Source organism: Streptomyces sp. N50 (assembly GCF_033335955.1).
GTDB lineage: Bacteria > Actinomycetota > Actinomycetes > Streptomycetales > Streptomycetaceae > Streptomyces.
The window spans coordinates 787,207-812,390 of sequence record NZ_CP137549.1; the positions used below are offsets into that span (position 1 = coordinate 787,207).

Consider the following 25,184-nt stretch of genomic DNA (forward strand, 5'->3'; position numbering starts at 1 on the left):
GCCAGTCGGCGACCGCACCCGGTGTGGGGGTCTCGAAGAGGACGCGGATGGGAAGTTCGACGCCGAGCACCGCTCGTACGCGGCTGACGAGTCGGGTCGCCAGGAGCGACTGCCCGCCGAGCGCGAAGAAGTCGTCGTCGACCCCGACCGTGGGCAGCCCCAGTACTTCGGCGAAGGCCTGGCACAGGAGTTCCTCCTGCACGCTCACCGGCCCGCGTCCCGTTCCGGCGGCGCCCGCGTAGTCCGGGGCGGGCAGGGAACGGCGGTCGAGCTTGCCGTTGGCCGTGACCGGCAGCGCGTCGAGGACCACGACCGCCGAGGGCACCATGTGCTCCGGCAGTCGGGCGGCCACGAACTCCTTGACGGAATCGGTCAGTTCATCCGCGTCCACGGCACCGTCCGCGGCACTCTCCGGGACGACGTAGGCGACCAGCCGGGTGTCTCCCGGCACATCCTCCCGGGCGACCACCGCGGCCTGCGCCACTCGCGCGTGCCCGGCCACCACCGCACCGACCTCACCCGGCTCGACCCGGAACCCGCGTACCTTGACCTGCTCGTCCGCCCGGCCCAGGAACACCAGCTGCCCATCGGCCGTCCAGCGTCCCACGTCTCCCGACCGGTACATCCGCGCACCCGCCTCGAACGGGCAGGCCACGAACCGCTCCGCGGTGAGCCCGGCACGGCCCACATACCCGCGGGCCAGCTGATCACCGGCGATGTACACCTCGCCCGCCACCCCGGTCGGCGACGGACGCAGCCTCTCGTCCAGCACGTACAGCCGCATGTTCGCGACGGGCCGGCCGATCGGCACCACCTCGTCGACCGTGTCGCCGGCCGCCACCTCGAACACGCAGCATCCGACGACGGTCTCGGTCGGCCCGTACTCGTTCACCACGACCGACCCCGGAACCCGGTCCAGCCACCCCCGCACATCCGCACCCCGCAGCGCCTCGCCGCCCACGATCAGGCGACGGGCGGCGCCCGACGACTCGTCCGCCGTCAACAGCTCGGCCAGCAGCGGAAGATGCCCCGGCACGACCTTCACCAGCCCGAACTCGGCCGACTCCCGTACCAGTTCGGCCAAGCCCTCGGCGCCGCCGGCCTCACTCACCACGACCGCGGACCCCGACACCAACGGCACCACGACACTCGTCACCGTCAGGTCGAACGCCAGCGACGAGTGCAACGCGGCACCCCCGCCACCCTCCTCCATCGTGTACGCGGCCGCGGCCCAGGCCACGTAGTTCGCCAGCCCGCCCTGCGTCACCGCCACGCCCTTGGGGCGCCCGGTCGATCCCGACGTGTACATCACGTACGCCAACTCGTCCTTTTGCGAGGCACGTCGGGGCGCCCGTGCCGACTGCCCCGCCAGCGCGCCCACCACCAGCGGGTCATCGAGGTCCACCGTCCGGATCCGCCCCACCGGCAGCTCGTCCAGCACCTCACCCGTACCGATCAGCACCGACGCCCGGCTGTCCGTCAGCATGTACGCCAGCCGATCCGCCGGGTACTCGGGATCGAGCGGCACATACGCCGCCCCGCCTTCCACACCGCCAGGATCGCCGCGATCATCTCCGTGCTCCGCGGCAGGCACAGTCCCACGAGTGACTCCCGGTCCACCCCCTGGGCGGCCAGGTAGTGCGCCAGCCGGTTCGCCCGTGCGTCGAGTTCGGCGTACGTCACCGACTCCCCGTCGGCGACCACGGCCAAGGCGTCCGGCGTCCGGCCCGCCTGCGTCTCGAACAGCTCGGGGACCAGTGCCCCCGGCGGCCCGACGGCCGTGCTGTTCCACTCGTCCAGCACCAGACGCCGCTCATCCGCGTCCAGCACGTCGATCGCCGCGAGCCGCGTCCCCGGCGCCTCCTCCAGCGCCGCCACGACATTCGCCAGACAGGTCTCCAGCAACGCGCCCACCCGGACCGGATCGGCCGGCGCGGTCGCCTCGATGGTGAGGCCGAAGGCGATTCCGTCGTCGACGGAGACGTTGAGCGGGTAGTTCGACTTCTCCCGGGTGAAGAGGGTCGTGACACCCTCGATGCCCGTGCGCCTGCCGCGGGTTCCGCCCTGGTTGCGGCGGTAGTTGAAGATGGACGTGAACAGCGGGCTGCCGGCGGGCACGCCGCTGGCCCGCTGCGCGAGGGCGAGCGGGGCGTGCTCGTGCACCAGCAGCTCCGCCAGCTGGTCACGCAGCGCGATCAGCGCTCCGACCACGTCGTCGTCCCCGACGCGCACCCGCATCGGCAGGGTGTTGAGGAACAGTCCGGACGTCCGGTCCGAGCCCTCGCCGGAGTTCATACGGCCGAGCAGGACCGTGCCGAACACCACGTCGTCCCGCCCGCTGACCGCGGCGAGGACGCGCGCCCAGGCCAGGTGGAAGACCGCGGCGGCGGAAACACCGTGGCGGCGCGCCACCTCCCGGACGCGGTCGGCGACTTCGCCGTCCACGACCGTGCGGGCCCGCTGCGAGGCGGTGCCGTCCTCGCGGATCTCCAGCGCGCCATACGGCGCGGTGGTCTCGGTCACGTCCGACAGGAGGGCGCTGAAGTACCGCTCGTGTTCCTCGTCCGACATGCCGAGGCGGGTCTGGGCGACGAAGTTGCGGAACGGGAGTGGTTCGGGCATCGCGTCGCCGTTGCCCGAGAGCAGGGCACCGAGTTCCCCGAGTACGACGTCCATCGTGGTGTGGTCGTGCACCAGATGGTGGATGCGTACGACGGCCAGCCACCGGTCGCTGCCCGGCTCGACGGCGGTGTGCACGTCGAGCAGCGGGGCGCGCCGCAGGTCCATCCACGATCCGCCAGCCGTGACCAACTGCGCGGCCGGGTCGGCGCCCTGGGGGTCGAGGACGACCTGTTCGACCAAGAGCGGTGCGTGGCGCAGTACCACCTGGACCGGTTCGCGCAGGCCCTCCCACACGATCGCCGTGCGGTAGATGTCGTGCCGGTCCACCACCTGCTGGAAGGCTTCCAGGAAGGCGTCGAGGCGCGCTCGCGTGTCGAAGGCGAGGACGGTCGGCGCGACGTACACGTCCGCCTCGGCGCCGTTCTGACGCGCCCTCAGGTGGTGGAAGAAGATGCCCTCCTGGAGGGGGGCGAGCGGGTAGATGTCCGCCACGTTGGCGGCACCGCCCGGCACGGACGCGACGATCCGCCCGACCTCGGCCGCGTCCAGGTCGACCAGCGGGAGCATCTCCGGAGTGATCTCCACGGCCCCCTCGGGGATGAGGTTCGGCGGCACGACGACCCGCACCGAGTCCGCCTCGACGGCGAGGCCGGCCGGTGTCGGCGTCTGGAACAACGCCTTCACGGAGACCGACATGCCGCGGCCGCGCAGGTTCTCGACCAGCGACACCGCGAGGAGCGAGTGACCGCCGAGCGCGAAGAAGTCGTCGTCGACCCCGACCCCCTCCAGGCCGAGGACTTCGCCGAACGCCTGGCACAGGATCTCCTCCTGCGCGTTGGCCGGTTCGCGGCTCTCCCCGGAGCCGGCGGTGTGGTCCGGCGCCGGCAGCGCGGCCCGGTCCAGTTTGCCGTTGGCCGTCAGCGGCAGCTCGTCCAGGACGACGACCGCCGACGGCACCATGTACTCCGGCAGCCGGGCTGCGGCGAACCGCCGGACGGACTCGGGCAGTTCGGCCGCGTCGGTCTCTTCGTCCATCGGCACGGTGTATCCGACGAGCCGCTTGTCGCCGGTCGCGTCGGTACGTACCACGACCACGGCCTGCGCCACCTCGGGGTGCGCGGCCAGGACTTCCCGGACCTCGCCCGGTTCGATCCGGAAGCCGCGGATCTTCACCTGCTCGTCCGCGCGCCCCGCGAACAGCAGCTTCCCCTCGGCCGTCCACCGCACGCGGTCGCCGGTGCGGTACATCCGCTCGCCCGCGGCGCCGAACGGGCACGCCACGAAGCGCCCGGCGGTGAGGCCGGCCCGGTCCAGATAGCCGCGCGCCAGGCCCGCGCCGGCCACGTACAGTTCGCCGACCACGCCGTCCGGCACGGGCTGCAGATACTCGTCGAGGACGTACACGCGGGTGTTGTGGATCGGTCCGCCGATGCCGGGCTGATCGCCTGGCGCGAGCGGCTGCGACATCGTCGCGCACACCGTGGTCTCCGTCGGCCCGTACGCGTTCACGAACCGCCGGCCCGCGGCCCACCGGGCCACCAGGTCCTCGCCGATGGCCTCGCCCGCCACGACGAGTGTCGTCACGGACGGCAGGCTCCGCGGGTCCAGCACCGCGAGAACGGCGGGCGGCACCGTCATATGGGTCACGCGGTGTCGGGCCGCCAGCTCCACCAGGCCCGCGCCGGGCAGCAGTTCCCGCGCGTCGGCGAGTACCAGGCCGGCACCTCCGCACAACGTCACGAGGACTTCCGAGACGGCGGCGTCGAAGCTCACCGACGCGAACTGCAGCACTCGGCTGTCCTCGTCGACGGCGAACCGCTCGGTCTGCGCCGCCACCAGGCTCGCCACGCCCGCGTGCGACACGACGACACCCTTGGGACGGCCGGTCGAACCCGACGTGTAGATCACGTACGCCGCGTGGTCCGGTTCCGCGCCGCTGCGGGGCGCCGTGTCCGGGGCGCCGTTCAGGCCGGCGGCCACCAGCGGGTCGTCCAGCACGATGGCGCGTGTCCGCCCCACGGGGAGTTCGTCGAGCACCTCCGAGACGCCGATCAGCACGGAGGCCCGGCTGTCGGACAGCATGAACGACAGGCGCTCCGCCGGATACTCCGGGTCGAGCGGCAGGTAGGCGCCGCCGGCTTTCAGGACGGCCAGCAGGGCCACCAGGAGGTCGGTGCCGCGTTCCATGGCGACGGCGACGACCGTCTCGGGGCCCACCCCCTGCCCGGACAGGTAGTGCGCCAGCCGGTTCGCCCGGACGTCCAGCTCCGCGTACGTCACTTCCTGTTCGCCGAAGACGACGGCGACCGCGTCCGGGGTCCGTGCCACCTGCGCGGCGAAGAGCTCGGGAACGGTCACGGGCCGGATCTCGGCGGCGGTGTCGTTGCGCTCCACCAGGAGCTGCCTGCGCTCGTCCGCGGCGAGCACGTGCAGGTCGGCGATGCGTCCGCGCGGGTTCTCGGCGATCGCCCGCATCATCCGAGCCAGCCACCCCGCGAACCGCTCGACCGTCTCCTGGTCGAACAGGTCCGCCGTTCCGGTGAGCACCGCGCCGATCCCGCTGGGCTCGCCCTCGGCGTCGTACAACTCGTCCATGTTCACGTCGAGGTCGATCTTCGCGCCGACTTCCTGGCCGAGGTCGAGCATCTCGACCCGCAGACCGGGCATGCGCAGCCGGCCCTTGCCGTTGTCGCCGAACGCCCGGGAGGCGTTCTGCAGGGTCAGCACGACCTGGTGCAGGGGGTGCCGGGAGAGGGAGCGGGCCGGGGCGAGCTCCTCGACCAGGCGCTCGAAGGGGACGTCCTGGTTGGCGATGGCGCCGAGTGCGTTCTCCCGCACCCTTTCGAGTACGTCGACGTAGGCCGGGTTGCCGGACAGGTCGACGCGCACCAGCAGGGTGTTGACGAAGAAGCCGATCAGGTCGTCGAGGGAGTCGTCCGTGCGTCCGGCTACGGCGGAGCCGATCGGGATGTCGGTGCCGGACCCCAGCCGGGAGAGGAAGGTGGCGAACGCCGCCTGCAGCACCATGAACAGGGTCACGCCCCGCTCGCGGGCCAGCTCCAGCAGCAGCCGGTGGGTTTCGGCGGGCAGCTCCATGTGCGCGGCGTACGCGCGGTGGCCGAGCACCGCCGGGCGTGCCCGGTCGGCCGGCAGGGACAGTTCCTCGGGCGCCCCGGCCATGGCCTCACGCCAGTAGGCGACCTGCCTGGACAGCAGGCTGTCCGGGTCGTCCTCGGAGCCCAGCAGTTCGCGCTGCCACAGCGCGTAGTCCGCGTACTGGACCGGCAGCGGAGGCCAGTCGGGCGCGTGCCCCTCCTGCCGCGCGGTGTAGGCGACGGAGAGGTCGCGGGCGAGCGGGACCATCGACCACGCGTCCGACGCGATGTGGTGGACGAGGAGCACGAGTACGTACTCGTCGGGGGCCACCGCGAACAGCGTCGCGCGCAGCGGGATCTCGGTGGTCAGGTCGAACGCGTACCCCGCGGCGTGCTTCATCCCCGCGGCCAGTTCCTCGCGCGACACGTCCTCGGTCCGCAGCTCGAATCCGGTCTCCTCGACCGACAGGATCCGCTGGGAGGGACGGCCCCCGACCGAGGGAAGGACCGTGCGCAGCACTTCGTGCCGGTCGATCAGGTCCCGCAGTGCCGCGGCCAGCGCACCCCGGTCGAGATCGCCGGTCAGCCGGAGCGGCATCGGAATGTTGTAGCTGCTGGTCGGGCCGTCCAACTGCCCCAGGAACCACAGCCGTTGCTGTGCGAACGACAGCGGCACCTCGTCCGGGCGCTCCCGGCCGGTGAGGGTGATCCGGCCCGGCACCGCCTCGACCAGCCAGGCCGCGAGCCGGGCCGGTGTCGGCGCGTCGAACAGGACCCGGATGGGCAGCTCGACGCCGAGCACCGCCCGGACCCGGCTGACCAGTCGAGTCGCCAGGAGCGAGTGGCCGCCCAGGGCGAAGAAGTCGTCGTCGACCCCGACCGAGGGAAGACCGAGGACATGGGCGAACGCCCCGCACAGGATCTCCTCCTGCGTCGTGGCCGGCCGCCTGCCCTCGCCCGTGGTGACTTCCGGCGCGGGCAGGGCGGCCCGGTCCAGCTTGCCGTTGACCGTCAGCGGAAGCGCGTCCAGCACCACGATCGCCGACGGAACCATGTAGTCAGGCAGTCGGCCGACCGCCAACTCCCTTACTGAACGCACGAGTTGCTGCGTGGCCGAGTCCGCCCCGGTGGGCACCAGATAGGCCACCAGCCGTTTGTCCCCGGCCGTGTCCTCACGTACGACCACCGCGGCCTGTGTCACCGAGGGATGCTGGGCAAGCACCTCGGCAACCTCACCCGGCTCGATCCGGAACCCCCGGATCTTCACCTGCTCATCCACACGCCCCGCGAACACCAGCCGACCGTCCCCGGTCCACCGCGCCAGATCCCCCGTCCGATACATCCGCTGCCCGCCCCCACCGAACGGGCACGCCACAAACCGCTCCGACGTCAGATCCGCACGCCCCACATACCCCCGCGCCAACTGCGAACCCGCGATATACAACTCACCCGCCGCACCCACCGGCACAGGAACAAGCGACCCATCGAGAACATAGGCCCGCGTGTTGGCGATCGGCGACCCCATCGCCACCACCGGCCCCGCACCCACCACCCCTGCAGTGACCATCACCGTCGCCTCGGTCGGACCGTACGTATTCACCAACCGCCGGCCCGCCGACCACACCTCCGCCTGCCGCGCACCGATCGGCTCCGCGCCCACCAACACCGTCGACACATCAGCAAGATCCGCCGGGTCGAGCACGGCCAGCAGTGACGGCACCACGCTCGCCGACCGCACCCCGGTCTCCCGCAGCATCCGCACCAACCGCTCCGCGTCCGAACGCTCCGCAGAGGCGGCCACCACCAGCGTCCCGCCCGCCGCCAGCGTGGCCGCCACGTCCAGCACCGACGCGTCGAAACTGAACGACGCGAACTGCAGCACCCGCACACCCGGCCCGGCGCCCAGCACCGGACCCAGAGCAAGCGCCAGATTCGCCAGACCGCCGTGTGTGGCCTGCACTCCCTTGGGCCGTCCCGTCGAGCCCGACGTATAGATCACATACGCCAGCCCGTCGGGCTCGCGCTCCGGCGACGGAGCCGACGCGGGCCCGGCCGCCAGTGCCGCCGCCACATCGGGCTCGTCGAGGCACACCGTGCGCGGCACGGTCAGTCCCTCCACCAGCGCGCGATGCCCGACAACGACCCGCGCACCGGCGTCGTCGAGCATGAACTCCAGCCGCTCGGCGGGGTATTCGGGATCCATCGGCAGGTAGGCCGCGCCTGCCTTCCACACGGCCAGGATCGCCGCGACCATCTCCACACCCCGCGGCAGACACAGCCCGACCACCGACTCAGCGCCCACACCCTGCGCCGCCAGACAGTGCGCGAGCCGGTTCGCCCGCACGTCCAACTCGCCGTACGACACCTCCACCCCGTCACACACCACGGCCACCGCATCCGGATCCGCCGCGACCCGCGCCGCGAACAGTTCGGGCACGAGCGTCCCCGGCAACTCGCCCGCCGTGTCGTTCCACTCGTCCAGGAGCTGTCGCAGTTCCGCGCCGTCGAGCACCTCCAACTCGTCGAGCCGGGCGCCCGGATACTCGTCCAGCGCGGCCACCAGGTGTCCCAGGCAGGTGTGCAGCAGCGCGCACACCCGGGCCGGATCGGCCGGTGCCAGGGCCTCGACCGTGAGGACGAATCCTGACCCGTCGTCGTCGACAGCCACGTCCATCGGGTAGTTGGTGTGCTCGTGGAAGTGGAGCAGGCGCACCCCTTCGAACCCGGTGTCCGGCGCCTGGTCCGGCCCCTGGCCGGACCGTTGCGCGTGCCGGTAGTTGAACAGCGAGGTGAACAACGGGCTGTTGCCCTCGATGCCGCTGGCCTTCTGTGCCAGGGCCAGCGGGGCGTGCTCATGCACGAGCAGTTCCGCCAGCTGGTACTGCATGGAGGTCAGCGCCTCGGTGACACTCACCGCCTCGGTGCGTACGCGCACGGGAAGGGTGTTGATGAACAGGCCGGGCACGCGGTCGGATCCGGCGCCGGCGTTCATACGACCGAACAGGACCGTACCGAAGACGACGTCGTCGCGCCCGGACACGGAAGCCAGGACGCGGCCCCATGCCAGATGGAAGACGGTCGCCGCGCTCACTCCGAGCCTGCGGGCCACCCCCCTTACCTGACGTGCGACGTCGTCGTCGACGGGCAGGTGTGCCCGCTCGGTCCCCGCACCGTCGCCGTGCACATCCGTGAGGCCGAACGGTGCCGTCGTCTCGGTCACGTCCGCGAGGAGCTCGTGGAAGAACCGTTCGTGCTCCTCGGAGCCCACGCCGAGCCGTGCCTGGGCGACGAAGTCACGGAACGGCAGCGGCTCCGGCAGCGCTGCGCCCTGCCCCGACATGAAGGCGCGCAGCTCTCTGAGCAGCACCTCCATGGTCGTGTGGTCCTGAACCATGTGGTGGATGCGCAGCAGTGCGAGCCACCGGTCGGTGCCCGGCTCGGCGGCAGTGTGCACCCGCAGCAGCGGCGCGCTGCTCAGGTCCATCGAACCGCCGGCGTCGAGCATCTGCTGCACCGCGTCGGCGGTGGTGCCGGCTTCCAGGACGATCTCCTGGACCGGCAGCCTCAACTCCCGGGAGACGACCTGGACCGGCTCCGCCAGCCCTTCCCACATGATCGCCGTGCGGTAGATCGCGTGCCGGTTCATCACCTGTTGCAGCGCGCCGAGGAACGTGTCGAGCCGCTCACGGGACTCGAAGCCCACGACCATCGGCGCCACGTACACGTCCGTGCCGCGGTCGGCCTGCATCAGGTGATGGAAGAAGATGCCTTCCTGCAGCGGGGCCAGCGGATAGATGTCCTCCAGGTTGGGCGCACCGCCTTCGACCTGCCGCAGAATCCGCTCGATGGCCGACTCGTCGAGGTCCACCAGGGGCACCATGTCGGGTGTGATCTCCGTGGCATTCGCGGGGATCCGGTTCTCGGGCACCTTCACCTGCTCCGGACCGGCCACCGCGGCGAGCCCCGCCGGTGTCGACGTCTGGAACAGCGCCTTGACCGACACCGACATGCCACGGGTGCGAAGCTTCTCGACCAGCGAGACCGCCAGCAGCGAGTGGCCGCCCAGCGCGAAGAAATCGTCGTCCACGCCGACGCTGTCGAGACCGAGGACTTCGGCGAACGCCAGGCACAGCGCCTCTTCCTGCGCCGTCTCCGGTCCCCTGCCGACACCGGCCCCGGATGCGAAGTCGGGGGCGGGCAGGGCCTTGCGGTCGAGCTTGCCGTTGCCGGTCAACGGCAGTGCGTTGAGGACGACGACCGCTGCGGGGACCATGTGCTCCGGCAGCCGGGAGGACGTGAACTCCCGTACTGAATCAGCGAGTTCGGTCGCGCTGGCGTCCTCGTCGACCGCTACGACGTAGGCGACCAGGCGGGTGTCGCCGGGGGTGTCCTCGCGGGCTACGATCGCCGCCTGCGACACCTCGGGGTGAGCAGTCACTACGGCCTGGGCCTCGCCCGGCTCCACCCGGAAGCCGCGGATCTTGACCTGGTCGTCCGCCCGGCCCGCGAACACCAACTGACCGCCCGACGTCCAGCGGGCACGGTCCCCGGTCCGATACATCCGCTCACCCGAACCGCCGTACGGGCACGCCACGAACCGCTCCGCCGTCACACCCGCCTGACCCACATAACCACGCGCCAACTGCGCACCAGCCACAAACAGTTCACCGGTCACACCCGGCGCGACCGGCTTCAGGGCAGCGTCCAGGACGTAGAAACGGGTGTTGGCCACAGGTGTGCCCACCGGCACCACACCGGACGCCACCGTCTCCCCGGTCAGACGGGTGGTCGCGACACCGATCGTCGTCTCGGTCGGACCGTAGTGGTTGAACACCTCCCGCTCACCGGCCGCCGCCAGCAGCTCGCCCACGAGCGCGGGCGAGGCCGCCTCACCACCCAACACCAGCGACTTCGCCGGCAGCACCGCACCCACACCCAGCGCCGCCACATGCGACGGCACCGCCTTCAGATAGTCGATCCGCTGCTCGGCGAGGTACTGCGCCACCGCCACCGGGTCGGTGACCGCCTCCTCATCCAGGAAGTGCAGCTCACCACCAGAAGTCAGACTCGCGAACACCACCGTGTTGCCCAGGTCCGTCGCCTGCCCCTGCAACACCGCATACCGGCCACCCAGCACACCAAAGCCCAGCCGACCCGGCACCGACGACACGTAGTTGGCCAGCGCCCCGTGCGTGACCGCCACACCCTTCGGCCGCCCCGTCGAACCCGACGTATAAATCACATACGCCAACTGGCCAGCCTCGACCGACACTTCGGGCGCCGTATCCGGTGAAGCGGCCAACTGCATCACAGTCAGCGCCCCGTCCACCGCCACCAACCGATACCGACCCGCCGGCAGATCCCCCAGAATCTCCTCCGTCGTCAACGTCAACACCGCACGACTGTCCCGGAGTTGATAAGCGATCCGCTCCGCCGGCTGCCCAGCGTCAAGCGGCAGATACGCAGCCCCCGCCTTCCACACACCCAGGATCCCGACGACGCTCTCGACACCCCGCGGCAGGCACAACCCCACCACCGACTCCGCACCCACACCCTGCGCCCGCAGAAAATGCGCCAACCGATTCGCCCGCGCATCCAACTCCGCAAACGACACTCGATGCTCACCCGAGACGACCGCCACCGCATCAGGCGTCCGCGCCACCTGCGCCGCAAACAGTTCAGGAACAAACGTCTCCGACAGCTCAACACCACTGTCGTTCCACCCCTCCAACACCAGACGCCGCTCACCCGCATCCAGCACATCCACCGCACTCAACGGAAGGGACGCGTCACGCGCGAGGTGTTCGAGAACGCGTATGAACCGGTTCGCGACGCGCTCGACCGTGTCCGCCTCGAACAGGTCCGACGCCGCCGTCAGCACGCCTTGGAGACCGGCGGGCGCGCCCTGCGCGTCGAAGACTTCCTTGGCGAACACGTGCAGGTCGAACTTGGCCAGGGATTCACCGGCGTCCGCCGTCATCGGGCTGATGCGTACGCCACTCGCCCCCTGCGCAGGACTGCCGCCGTCCTCAAGCCGGGTGCTGCTCTGCATGGTCAACATGACCTGGAACAGGGGGTGTCGGGCCAGTGACCGCGACGACCCGAGTTCCTCCACCAGCTTCTCGAACGGCACATCCTGATGGGCGAACGCCGACAGGCTCGTCTCGCGGATGCGGTCGAGGATCTCGCCGAATGCCGGGTCCCCCGACAGATCGGTGCGCATCACCAGCGTGTTGACGAAGAAGCCGACCAGGTCGTCGAGCGCCTCGTCGTTGCGTCCGGCGACGGGCGCGCCGATCGGGATGTCGGTGCCCGCGCCCAGCTTGTTGAGTGTCATGGCGAAGGCGGCCTGGAGCACCATGAACAGCGTGGCGCCGTGTTCCCGCGCCAGGACCGCGAGGCGCTGGTGGACATCGGCGGAGACCGCGATGCCCAGCTCGTGCCCTCGGTGCGACGCCACGGCCGGACGCGGCCGGTCGAACGGCAGCTCCAGTTCCTCGGGGGATCCGGCCAACGCCTCGCTCCAGTACGCCACTTGCTGGGACAGCACGCTCTGCGGGTCGTCCTCGTCGCCGAGCACCTCCCGCTGCCACAGCGCGTAGTCCGCGTACTGCACCGGCAGCGGAGCCCATGCGGGGGCCCGGCCCGCGAGACGCGCCATGTAGGCCGTCGACAGATCCCGCATGAACGGCCTCATCGACTCGCCGTCCCACGCGATGTGGTGAATGACCAGCAGGAGTACGTGCTCGTCCGGGCCGGTCGTGAAGAGCCGCGCCCGTACCGGCATCCCGGCGGCGAGGTCGAAGGGCTCGGCCGCCGTCTCGGACAGTGCCCCCGACAGTTCGTCCGGGGAGACCTCGGCCGTCGTCAGGCAGAATCCGGTCTCGTCGACAGGGAGGATTCGCTGGTGCGGCTGTCCGTCGGCCGAGGGGAAGTACGTGCGCAGGATCTCGTGCCGCCCGATCACGTCCCGCAGAGCGGCCGGCAGTGCGTCCTGGTCGAGCTTCCCGGTCAGGCGCAGGGCCAACGGCAGGTTGTAGGTCGCGCTCGGTCCCTCCAGTTGGGCCAGGAACCACAGCCGACGCTGCGCGAAAGACAACGGAATCATCAGGACCCCTCCTCGTTACGCATCGGCCTCAGAGCGGGCCTAGCCTGTTTCCTGTTCCCTGCTTGTCGTGCCAGCCAGACCGCGACCGCGGCAGGTGTCGGTGCCTCGAACAACATCCGGATCGGGACCTCGGTGCCCGAGACCGTGCGCACGCGGTTGGCCAGTTTCGTCACGAGAAGTGAGTGGCCGCCGAGGGCGAAGAAGTCGTCCTCCGGTCCCACCACGGGCAGCCCGAGGATCTGCGCGAAGGCCTCGCAGACCATTTCCTCCAGCGGGTTGGCCGGCGCCCTGCCCGTGGTACCGGCCGTGCTGTGGTCCGGGGCCGGCAGCGCCTTCCGGTCCAGCTTCCCGTTGACCGTCACCGGCAGCGCGTCGAGGACCAGCACCGCCGAGGGCACCATGAACCGGGGCAGCCGTTCCGCGACGTACCGGCGTACGGTCTCGGGGAGCCCGGCCACATCGCCGGTGCCCTGTCCTGCGACGACGTACGCGACAAGGCGCTTGTCGCCGGGGCGGTCCTCGCGGGCGACGACCGCGGCCCGGTCCACCTCCGGATGTCCCACGACCACCGCCTGGACCTCTCCGGGCTCGACCCGGAATCCGCGGATCTTCACTTGTTCGTCCGCTCGGCCGGCGAACACCAGCTGACCGTCCGCCGTCCAGCGCGCGCGGTCCCCGGTCCGGTACATCCGCTCGCCGGCGGTGCCGAACGGGCAGGCCACGAACCGCTCCGCGGTCAGGCCCCCACGTCCCGCGTACCCTCGCGCCAGCCCGGCGCCCGCTACGTACAGCTCCCCCGCCACACCCACGGGCACCGGGCTGAGCGACGCGTCGAGCACATACACCCGGGTGTTGACGATGGGCGTGCCGATGTTCGGCACGTCCCCCGGTGCGAGGGGGGCGGATATCGCGGCGGCCACGGTCGTCTCCGTCGGGCCGTACCCGTTGAGGAATCGCCGCCCGTCCGCCCACTGGGCCAGCACATCCGCACCGAGTGCCTCACCCACCGCGGCCAGGGTGGTCACGGACGGCAGGCCGGCCGGGTCCATCGCGCCCAGCGCCGCGGGCGGTGCGATCAGATGGGTCACGCCGTGCCGCCGCGCGAGTTCCGCGAGGCCCGGTCCCGGCAGGAGTTCCTGGGCGGAGCCGAGCACCAGACGACCGCCGTTGGTCAGGGCCATCAGCACCTCGAAGACGGCACCGTCGAAGCCCACCGACGCGAACTGCAACACCCTGCTGTCGCTGTCGAACGCGAACCGCTCGGCCTGGGTCAACCGCAGGCTCGCGACTCCGGAGTGGGAGACGACCACGCCCTTGGGGCGCCCGGTCGAGCCGGAGGTGTAGATGACGTACGCCGCGTGCGCCGGGAGCAGTCTTCCGGTGCGCTCGTCGTCCGTGACGGGCTCGGGGCTCATCTCGGCCGCTTCCGCGACGAGTTGAGGCCCGTCGGTGACCAGGACCGGCGGCGTGGGCTCCGCGGGGAGCAGTCGCTCACACGCCGTCGTGGTCAGGACGTACATCGGATCCGTGTCGGCCAGCATGTAAGCGATCCGCTCCGCGGGCTGCCCCGGGTCGATCGGCAGATACGCGGCACCCGCCTTCCACACCGCGAGCAGCGCCACCACCAGCTCGACCGAACGGTCCGCGAGGACGGCCACCAGCGTCTCCGGACCCGCTCCCCCGGTCACCAGGATCCGCGCCAGCCTGTTCGCCCGCGCGTCCAGCTCCGCGTACGTCAGCTCGCTGCCTCCGTGGACAAGGGCGACCGCGTCGGGGTTCCCGGTCACCTGGGCGGCGAACAGCTGCTCCGCCGTGGCCGGTGCGACGTCCCGCTCGGTCCGGTTCCACTCCTCGACGGTGCGCCGGTACTCGTCCGGCTCGATGACGTTCACGTCTCTGACGCGGGTCCCGGAGGCATCGGCCAGCGCGGTGGCGACGCGTACCAGGCCGTCCGCGACGCGCCGTGCGGTCTCCTCGTCGAAGAGGTCCGCCGCCGCGATCAGCACGCCTCGCAGCCCCGCCGGCGCGCCTTGGGTGTCGAACGTCTCGCCCAGACTCAGGTCCAGGTCGAACTTCCCCGCGGCAGGACCCCCGGGCAGCCGACTGGCGTGCAGGCCGGGCAGTTCCAGCGTCGCGGATCCCGTGTTCTGCACGGTCAGCATGGTCTGGAACAGCGGATGCCTGGACATGGACCGGGCCGGGGCCAGTTCCTCCACCAGGCGCTCGAACGGCACGTCCTGGTGGGCGAACGCGCCGAGCCCGGCCTCCCTGACCCTCTCCAGCAGTTCGTCGAACGTCGGGTCGCCGGACAGGTCGGTCCGCAGCACGAGGGTGTTGACGAAGAAGCCGACCAGGTCGTCCAGAGCTTCGTCGGTGCGCCCCGCGTTCGCCGTGCCGATCGGAATGTCCGTACCGGCGCCCAGCCGGTTCAGGGTCACCGCGAGGGTCGCCTGCAGCACCATGAACAGGGTCACGCCCCGCTCCTGCGCCAGCCGCACCAGACGGCCGTGCACCCCGGGCGGGATCTCCAGCGGCACCTCCTGTCCCCGGTGCGACGCCACGGCCGGGCGCGGGTGGTCCGCGGGCAGTTCCAGCTCCTCCGGAATCCCTTCCAACGCCTGGCGCCAGTAGGCGAGTTGAGTGGTCAGAAGGCTGTTCGGGTCCTCCTCGTCACCGAGCAGCTCGCGCTGCCAGAGGGCGTAGTCCGCGTACTGCACCGGCAACGGGGCCCAGTCCGGTGTCCGGCCGGTGCGCCGCGCCTCGTACGCGGACGACAGGTCCCGCGCGAGCGGCCCGGTGGACCATCCGTCACCGGCGATGTGGTGCACCAGAACCACCAGGACGTGGTCCGTGGGGCTCTGCGCGAACAGCCGGGCACGCAGCGGGATGTCGTGGGCCAGGTCGAACTCGTATCCGGCCGCCGCGCGCACCGCGGCGTCCAGTTCCTGCGGCGCGATCTCGACGACCGGCAGCTCGAAGCCGGTCTCCTCGACCGGCAGGATCCGCTGGTACGGCTCGCCGTCCACCGTCGCGAACACCGTGCGCAGCGCCTCGTGCCGGCCGATCACGTCCCGCAGCGCGGCCTGGAGGGCCTGCCGGTCCAGCTCACCGGTCAGCCGCAGCGCCATCGGAATGGCGTCGCCCGCGCCGGCCCCTTCCAACTGTCCCAGGAACCAGAGCCGTTGCTGGGCGAACGACAGCGGCACCCGCTCCGGACGCGGCATGGCCGCGAGCGCGGTACGCCCCGTGCCGGCCTCCGCCAGCTGCGCGGCCAGCTTGGCCGGGGTCGGCGCCTCGAACAGCATGATCAGCGTCACCTCGACGCCCAGCACCGCACGCACCCGGTTCGACAGCCGCATCGCCAGGAGCGAGTGACCGCCCAGCGCGAAGAAGTCGTCGTCGACCCCCACCCTCTCCACGGCCAGGACCTGCGCGAAGGCGCCGCACAGCAGCTCCTCCTGCGCCGTGGCCGGGGCCCGTCCGACCCCCGCGGTCGCGGCGTGGTCGGGTGCGGGCAGTGCAGCGTGGTCGAGCTTGCCGTTCACGGTCAACGGCAGCGCGTCGAGCGGGACGACCGCCGAGGGCACCATGTGGTCCGGCAGCCGGGCTGCGGTGAACTCCCTTACGGACTCGATGAGTTCACTGCCCGCGGTGCTCTCCGGCACCACGTATGCGACGAGCCGCTTCTCACCGGGGGTGTCCTCCCGGGTGATGACCGCCGCCCCGGCGACCTGCGGATGCGCGGCCACGACCGCCCGCACCTCACCCGGCTCGATCCGGAAGCCGCGGATCTTCACCTGCTCGTCCGACCGCCCCGCGAAAGCGAGGACACCGTCCGCGGTCCACCGCACCCGGTCCCCGGTGCGGTACATCCGCTCGCCCCGAGTGCCGTACGGGCACGCCACAAAGCGTTCCGAGGTCAGCTCCGTGCGGCCCAGATAGCCACGCGCCAGCCCCGGACCCGCCACATACAGCTCACCCGGCACTCCGACCGGCACCGGCTCCAGCCGGCCGTCCAGCACGAACACCCGGGTGTTCGCGATCGGCCCGCCGATCTCCGCCCGACCGCCCGGTGCGAGCGGTTGCGACATCGTCGCGCACACCGTGGTCTCCGTCGGCCCGTACGCGTTCACGAACCGCCGCCCGGCGGCCCAGCGCGTCACCAGTTCCTCGCCCAGCGCCTCACCCGCCGACACCAACGTCGTCACCGGCGCCAGATCCTCCGGTCCCAGCACCGCCAGCACCGCGGGCGGCAGGGTGGCGTGCGTGACCTGATGCCGCGCCACGACCTCGGCCAGCCCCGCGCCGGGCAGCAACTCCTCGGCCGGGGCCACCACGAGACACGCCCCCGAGCTCAGCGCCACCAGCATTTCGGACACCGCCGCGTCGAAGCTGACCGACGCGAACTGCAGCATCCGGGCGCCCCCGTCCACCGCGAACCGCTCCACCTGCGCCGTCACCAGATGCGCCAGCCCGGCATGCGACACCGCCACGCCCTTCGGACGGCCCGTCGACCCCGACGTGAAGATCACATACGCCAACTGGTCGCTCATCGGGACGACTTCGGGCGACGATGAAGGTGCCGCCGCCAACGCGTCCGTCACGTCCGGATCGTCCAGAGCCACGACGCCGACACCCGGCCCGACCAGCTCCCGCGCCGTACCGTTCACGCCGACGACAAGGCTCGTACCGCTTTCGGTGAGCATGTACGTGAGCCGGTCGGCCGGGTACTCGGGATCCAGCGGCAGATAGGCAGCGCCCGCCTTCCACACACCCAGGATCGACGCGACGAGCTCCACACCGCGCGGCAGGCACAACCCCACCAGCGACTCCGCCCCCACACCCTGCGCCCGCAGATGGTGCGCCAGCCGATTCGCCCGAGCGTCCAGCTCCGCGTACGACACCTCCACCCCGTCACCCACCACAGCCGGCGCATCCGGCGTCCGGACCACCTGCGCCGCGAACAACCCCGCCGCCGACAGACCCGGCACCTCGACAGCAGTCCGGTTCCACTCCTCCACCACCCGGCACCGCTCCACCGCACCCAGCACATCCACCGCCGCGAGCGGGGTCTGCGGAGCCTCCTCCAAAGCCGCTGCCAAGCCCTCCAGAGACCTGTGCAGCAGGTCGCAGACACGGCCCGCGTCCGCTCCCGCCACCCGGACGCTCAGCACGAACTCGGTCCCGCGGTCGTCGACCGCCGCGCTCATCGCGTAGTTGGTGTTGTCCTCCGAGCTCAGCCTGGTGACACCGTCGATGCGGGCGCTGCCTCCCTGCGCCGCGAGCCGGTCGTGCCGGTAGTTGAAGGCCGAGGTGAACAGCGGGCCACCGCCCTGCACCCCGCTCATCTGCTGGGCCAGGGCCAGCGACGCGTGCTCATGCACGAGCAGCTCCGCCAGCTGGTCACGCACTCCGGTCAGCGCCTCGGCCACTCCCGCTTGGCCGACGCGTACGCGCATCGGCAAGGTGTTGAGGAACAGGCCGGAGACCCGGTCCGCCCCCTCCCCCGAGTTCATCCGGCCGAAGAGGACCGTGCCGAACACCACGTCGTCCCGGCCGCTGATCGCGGCGAGCGTCCGCGCCCACGCCAGGTGGAAGACCGAGGCCGGACTCACACCGACCTTGCGCCCCAACTCCCTGACTTTGACCGCCAGTTCGTCCGACACCCGACGCTGCGCGTTGTCGATGTCGGTACCGTCGCCGCGCACATTCAGCAGCCCGTACGGCGCGGTCGTCTCGGTCACGTCTCCGAGCAGACCGGCGAAGTAGCGCTCGTGCTCCTCCCGGCGCACACCGAGCCGGGCCTGCGCCACGAAGTTCCGGAACGGCAGCGGTTCGGGCAGCGTCTCACCCCGGCCCGACAGGAACGCCGCGAGCTCTTCGAGCACCACCTCCATCGACGTGTGATCGTGCACCAGGTGGTGGATGCGTACGACGGCCAGCCAGCGGTCGCCGCCGCCCGGGTCGGCGGCCGTGTGCACATCGATCAGCGGAGCGCGGCCGAGGTCCATCCACGACCCGGCGACGGCCGAGAGCTGGTCCACCGGATCGGCACCGCCGGCATCGAGTGTGACCTCCTCCACGGGCAGCTCGGCGTGCCGCAGCACCACCTGGACCGGCTCACGCAGCCCCTCCGACAGGACCGCGGTGCGGTAGATGTCGTGCCGGTCCACCACCTGCTGGAACGCGGCGAGGAAGGCGTCCAGCCGGTCGCGCGAGTCGAACGCGAGCGGCATCGGCGTCAGGTAGACATCCTCATCCGTGCCGCTGTCCGCGGCCATCCGGTGGTGGAAGAAGATGCCTTCCTGGAGCGGGGCGAGCGGATAGACGTCCGCGATGCCGGCCGCACCGCCCGGCACAGCCGCGACGATCCGCTCGATCTCCGCCTCGTCCAGGTCGACCAGCGGGAGCATCTCCGGGGTGATGTGGGTGGCGTCGTCGGGAATCAGGTTCGGCGGGACCGAGATCTCCTCCGCCCCGGCAGCCACCGCAAGACCAGCCGGCGTCGGCGTCTGGAACAGCGCCCTGACCGACACCGACATCCCACGGGTGCGCAGCTTCTCCACCAGAGACACCGCCAGGAGGGAGTGGCCGCCCAGCGCGAAGAAATCGTCCTCCACGCCGACGCTGTCCACACCGAGGACTTCGGCGAACGCCGCACACAGGATCTCCTCCCGCGCATCCGCCGGACCCCGACCCGAGACCGCCGCGTACGCGGGGGCGGGCAGGGACTTGCGGTCCAGCTTCCCGTTGCCCGTCAGCGGCAGGACATCCAGGACCACCACCGCCGAGGGCACCATGTACCCCGGCAACCGCGACGCCACGAAGTCCCGTACTGACCCAGCGAGTTCGGTCACGTCGGCGCCCGCGTCGACCGCTACGACATAGGCGACCAAGCGCTTGTCACCGGGGGTGTCCTCGCGAGCGATCACGGCCGCCTGTGACACCTCGGGGTGAGCGGCAACCACCGCCTCCACCTCACCCGGCTCCACCCTGAACCCACGGATCTTCACCTGATCGTCCGACCGGCCCACAAACACCAGCCGACCATCGCCAGACCAGCGCACACGGTCCCCGGTCCGGTACATCCGCCCACCCGCAGCGCCACCGAACACATCGGCCACGAACCGCTCCGCGGTCAGACCCCCACGCCCCAGATAACCCCGCGCCAACCCCGCACCCGCGACATACAACTCACCCGCCACCCCGACCGGAACCGGCGCAAGAGAGCCATCCAGCACATACACCCGGGTCCCGTCCAACGGCCTGCCGATCGGCAACACACCCCCAGCACGCCCGCCCCGGACACCGCATGCTGCGTGGCACACAACGTCACCTCCGTCGGCCCATACAGATGCCGCACCACCACACCCGCACACGCCCCCACCACCCGACGCACCGCCTCCACCGGCACCACATCACCACCGGTCAACACCTCACCCACCCCGGCAAAACACCCCGGATCCCGCTCCGCCAACACCCGGAACAACCCCGCCGTCACATGCACATGCGTCAACCCAAACTCAGCAATCCACGACCGCAACACACCGCCATCGACATCCACACCGGGCGGCGCCACCACCACACCAGCACCCGACAACAACGCCACCCACACCTCGTACGACGACGCGTCAAACGCATGCGGCGCATGGAACAACACCCGCGCCCCACCCCCCACACCCCAATGCGACGCCAACGCCAGCCCCACCACATCCCCGTGAGTCGCCACCACCCCCTTCGGCACCCCCGTCGAACCCGACGTGTACATCACATACGCCGCGTTCTCAGAAGAAACAGTCGAGTCGGGTACCGGCACGCCGGCAAGACCATCCAACTCCGCCTGCACCGCCGGATCATCGAGCACCACCACCGGCAGCCCCGCCACCACCGCCGCATACTCCACCGTCGTCACCACACACACCGGCGCCGCATCCGCAACCATGAACGCCACCCGCTCCGCCGGATACTCCACATCCACCGGCAGATACACACCCCCCGCCTTCAACACCCCCAACAACGCCACCACCAGATCGACACCACGCCCCAAACACACCGCAACAACCGACTCCGCACCCACACCCCGCCCACGCAGGCAATGCGCAACCCGATTCGCCCGCGCATCCAACTCCGCATACGACAAACGAACTTCACCCGCCACCAACGCCACCGCATCCGGCGTCCGCACCACCCACTCCCCAAACAACTCCGGCACCGACACACCCGGCACCTCACACGCCACACCACCGCCCCACCCGACCAGCTCCCGCCGCTCGTCCTCGTCAAGCAACTCCACCGCCGACAACCGCACCCCGGCGCACCCGCCAACACCTCCACCACCCGCACCAGCCAACCCGCAAACCGCTCAACCGTTCCCGCGTCAAACAGATCCGCCGCAGCCACCAACTGACCACGCACACCGGCCGGCACACCGTCCCCGTCGAACACCTCCCCGACCGACACCTCCAGATCGAACTTCGCCGACGACACACCCGTAGCAATCGACTCCGCCCGCAACCCCGGCAGATCCACCACCCCCGACACCGTGTTCTGCACCGTGAGCATCACCTGGAACAACGGATGCCGCGACAGCGAACGCACCGGCGTCAGCTCCTCCACCAGGCGCTCAAACGGAACATCCTGATGATCCAGAGCATCCAGACCCACCCCACGCACCCGCTCAAGAAGCTCCTCGAACGTCGGGTCACCTGACAGATCAGTACGCAACACCAACGAGTTCACGAAGAAGCCGACCAGGTCGTCCACCGACTCGTCGGTGCGACCGGCGACCGCCGAGCCGATCGGGATGTCGGTGCCCGCACCGACCCTGCTGAGCATCACCGCAAGGGCGGCCTGCATCAGCATGAACAGGGTCACTCCCCGCTCACGAGCCAGCCGCACCAGACGCTCATGCGTCTCGGCCGGAATGTCCAAAGCCGCGTGATGGCCCTTGTGGGACGCCACCGCCGGCCGCGGCCGGTCGAAGGGCAGCTCCAGCTCTTCCGGTGCCGCCGTCAACTGGCCTCGCCAGTAATCGATCTGACGGGACAGCAGACTCTCGGGGTCGTCGCCGTCTCCCAGCAGCGCCCGCTGCCACAGGGTGTAGTCCGCGTACTGGACCGGGAGCACGGTCCACCCCGGCTTCCGCCCCTCGCACCGAGCCGCGTACGCCGTCGACAGATCCTGGGCGAACGGACTCGCCGACGAGCCGTCCCAGGCGATGTGATGGACCACCAGGACCAGCACCCGCTCGTTCGAACCCGTCTCCAACAGGGCCGCGCGGATGGGGATTTCAGCCGCCAGGTCGAACGGACGGCGTGCCGCCCCGGCCACCCGCTCGCGCAGCTGCTCCGGCGTGATCCGCTCCGCTTCCAACGCGAACGCGGCTTCCTCGACCGGCAGGATCCGCTGGTACGGCTCACCGTCCACCGCCGGGAACACCGTGCGCAGCACTTCATGACGTCCCAGCACATCCCGCAGCGCGGCAGCGAGCGCGTCGCGATCCAGCTCACCGGTCAGGCGCAACGCCACCGCTGTGTTGTACGTCGAGGCGGCAGTGTCCAACTGGCTGAGGAACCAGAGCCGTTGCTGGGCGAACGACAGCGGTATGCGTTCAGGACGTGTCGTCGCCGTGACGCCGATGCGCCCCTCACCCGCCCGCCCGAGGCGGGTCGCCAGCGCGGCCGGCGTCGACGCGTCGAACACCACCCGCAGCGGCAGCTCCACGCCGAGGACCACACGCACCCGGCTCACCAGGCGCATCGCCAGCAGCGAGTGACCGCCGAGGGCGAAGAAATCGTCCTCCACGCCGACGCTGTCCAGGCCGAGGACGTGTGCGAAAGCGGCGCACAGGAGTTCCTCCCGCACAGTGGCCGGCGCCCGGCCCGTTCCCGTCGCGAACCGCGGCGCGGGCAGCGCCGCTTGGTCGAGTTTGCCGTTGACCGTCAGCGGCAGCTCGTCCAGGACCACGACCGCCGAGGGCACCATGTACTGCGGCAGCAGGTCTCCGGCGAACTCCCTTACGGCATCGTCGAGTTCCACCGCCGACGCGGCGCCCGGGTCGGCGACGACGTAGGCGACGAGCCGCGTGTCGCCGGTCGTGTCCTGACGTGCCACCACCACGGCCTGCGCGACACCCGCGCACGCGGTGAGGGCCGCGGCCACCTCCGCCGGTTCGACCCGGAAGCCGCGGATCTTGACCTGATCGTCAGCACGGCCGGCGAACACCAACTGACCCTCCGCCGTCCAACGCGCCCGGTCCCCGGTCCGATACATCCGCTCACTGGCCGAGCCGTACGGGCACGCCACGAACCGCTCCGCCGTCAGACCGGCCTGACCCACATACCCACGCGCCAACTGCGCACCAGCTATATACAACTCCCCCGCGACCCCGACCGGCACCGGCTCCAACCGGTCATCCAGCACGTACACCCGCGTATTCGCCACCGGCGCACCCATCGGCACCACCGGCTCCGCACCATCCACCCGGCCGGCCGTCACCATCACCGTCGACTCCGTCGGACCGTACGTATTCACCAGCGTCCGACCCGCACTCCACAGCACCGCCTGCTCGGCGGAGATCGGCTCCGCACCCACCAACAACCGCTCCACACCCGCGAGATCACCCGGATCCAGCACCGCCAGCAACGACGGCACCACACTCGCCGCCGACACACCCGACTCCCGCACCAACTCCGCCAACAACACCCGATCCGCCCGCTGCCCCGCCGACGCCACCACCAACGTGCCCCCGGCCGCCAACGTCGCCGCCACGTCCAGCACCGACGCGTCAAAACTGAACGACGCGAACTGCAACACCCGCACACCAGGCCCAGCCCCCAGAACCGGCCCCAACGCCAACGCCATATTCGCCAACGCCCCATGCCCGACCGCCACACCCTTCGGCACACCCGTCGAACCCGACGTATAGATCACATACGCCAAGCCGTCGGCTCCCTCGGGAAGGTCAGGCGCAGACGCCGGCGTCGAAGCCAGCGCCGCCGCCACGGACGGCTCGTCCAGATCGACGATGTGGACCCCCGACTCGGCGAGTCCCCGAGTCAGCCCGCTCACGCCCACGACGACACCCGCGCCGCTGTCGGCGAGCATGAACGCCAGCCGCTCGGCCGGATACTCCACATCCAGCGGCACATACGCAGCCCCCGCCCGCCACACACCCAGCATCGCCGCGACCATGTCGACGCCTCGCGGCAGACACAGCCCCACCACCGACCCCGGCCCGACACCCCGCGCCAGCAAGTAGTGCGCCAGCCGATTCGCCCGCACCTCCAACTCCCCGTACGACAACGAGAATCCATCCGCGACCACCGCCACCGCCGCCGGATCCTCCACCGCCCGCACCCCGACCAACCCCGGCACCGTCACACCCACACCGAACGGAACACCGGTGTCGTTCCACTCGGACAGGACCTGCTCGCTCTGCGCCGCGTCGAGCACCCGCACCGCCCCGAGCCGGCTCTCCGGAGCGTCTTCCAGGGCCGTCACCAGATTGCCCAGGCAGGTGTGCAGCAACGCGCACACCTGGTCCGGTGCGACCGGCGCCACCGTGTCGACGACCAGGTCGAACCCGGTCCCGGCGTCGTCGATCGCCACGCTGACCGGGTAGTTGGTGAGGTCGCCGGCGCCGTCGCGCGAGGCCAGCATGGTGACGCCGGCGAGTCCCGCGCCGGGTTCGCCGTCGGTGGCGCCGCTGTGCCGGTAGTTGAAGATGGAGGTGAACAGCGGGCTGCCGCCCGACACGCCACTGACGTTCTGCGCCAGGGCTAGCGACGCGTGTTCGTGGACCAGGAGTTCGGCCAGTTGGTCGCGCAGTCCGGTCAGCGCCTCGGCCACACCGGCTTCCCCGACCCGCACGCGTACGGGCAGCGTGTTGATGAACAGACCCGGTACGCGATCGGAGCCGGCACCGGCGTTCATCCGCCCGAACAGCACGGTGCCGAACACCACGTCGTCCCGGCCGCTGACGGCGGCGACCACCCGCGCCCACGCCAGGTGGAACACGGTCGCCGCGCTCACTCCCCTGGACCGCGCCAACTCCCGGACACGTGCGGCGAGTTCACCGCTCACCGGCAGACGCGCGTGGCCGACGCCCCGGCCGTCGCCGTGGACGTCGAGGAGTCCGTACGGTGCCGTCGTCTCCGTCACATCGCCGAGCAGGCCCGCGAAGTACCGCTCGTGTTCGCCGGGGCGCGTGCCGAGCCGGGCGTGCGCCACGAAGTCGCGGAACGGCAGTGGCTCGGGCAGCGTGTCGGCCTGTCCGGAGAGGATCGCGCGCAGTTCCCCGAGCAACACGTCCAGCGTCGTGTGGTCCTGCATGAGGTGGTGGATGCGGAGCACCGCGA

2 protein-coding genes and 2 pseudogenes (1 of these 4 running past the window's edge) are annotated in these 25,184 nt (G+C 70.9%); all 4 read right to left on the reverse strand.

From position 1 onward, the window contains the following. Positions 1 to 12,825, reverse strand: a pseudogene (locus tag R2B38_RS03335) (amino acid adenylation domain-containing protein); the annotation flags it as partial. Continuing rightward, a complete protein-coding gene (locus R2B38_RS03340) occupies positions 12,825 to 20,072 on the reverse strand; it encodes a non-ribosomal peptide synthetase (RefSeq protein ID WP_318014876.1) in 7,248 nt (2,415 codons plus the stop codon). The pseudogene R2B38_RS03335 and the gene R2B38_RS03340, both read right to left, overlap by 1 nt. Then, entirely contained in the window at positions 19,964 to 21,133 is a 1,170-nt protein-coding gene (locus tag R2B38_RS03345; protein WP_318014877.1) for an AMP-binding protein, read from the reverse strand. The genes R2B38_RS03340 and R2B38_RS03345 overlap by 109 nt, the downstream gene beginning before the upstream one ends. Next, a pseudogene (locus R2B38_RS03350) lies at positions 21,130 to 25,184 on the reverse strand (amino acid adenylation domain-containing protein); its annotated part runs 10,174 nt beyond the window's last position; the annotation flags it as partial. The pseudogene R2B38_RS03350 and the gene R2B38_RS03345, both read right to left, overlap by 4 nt.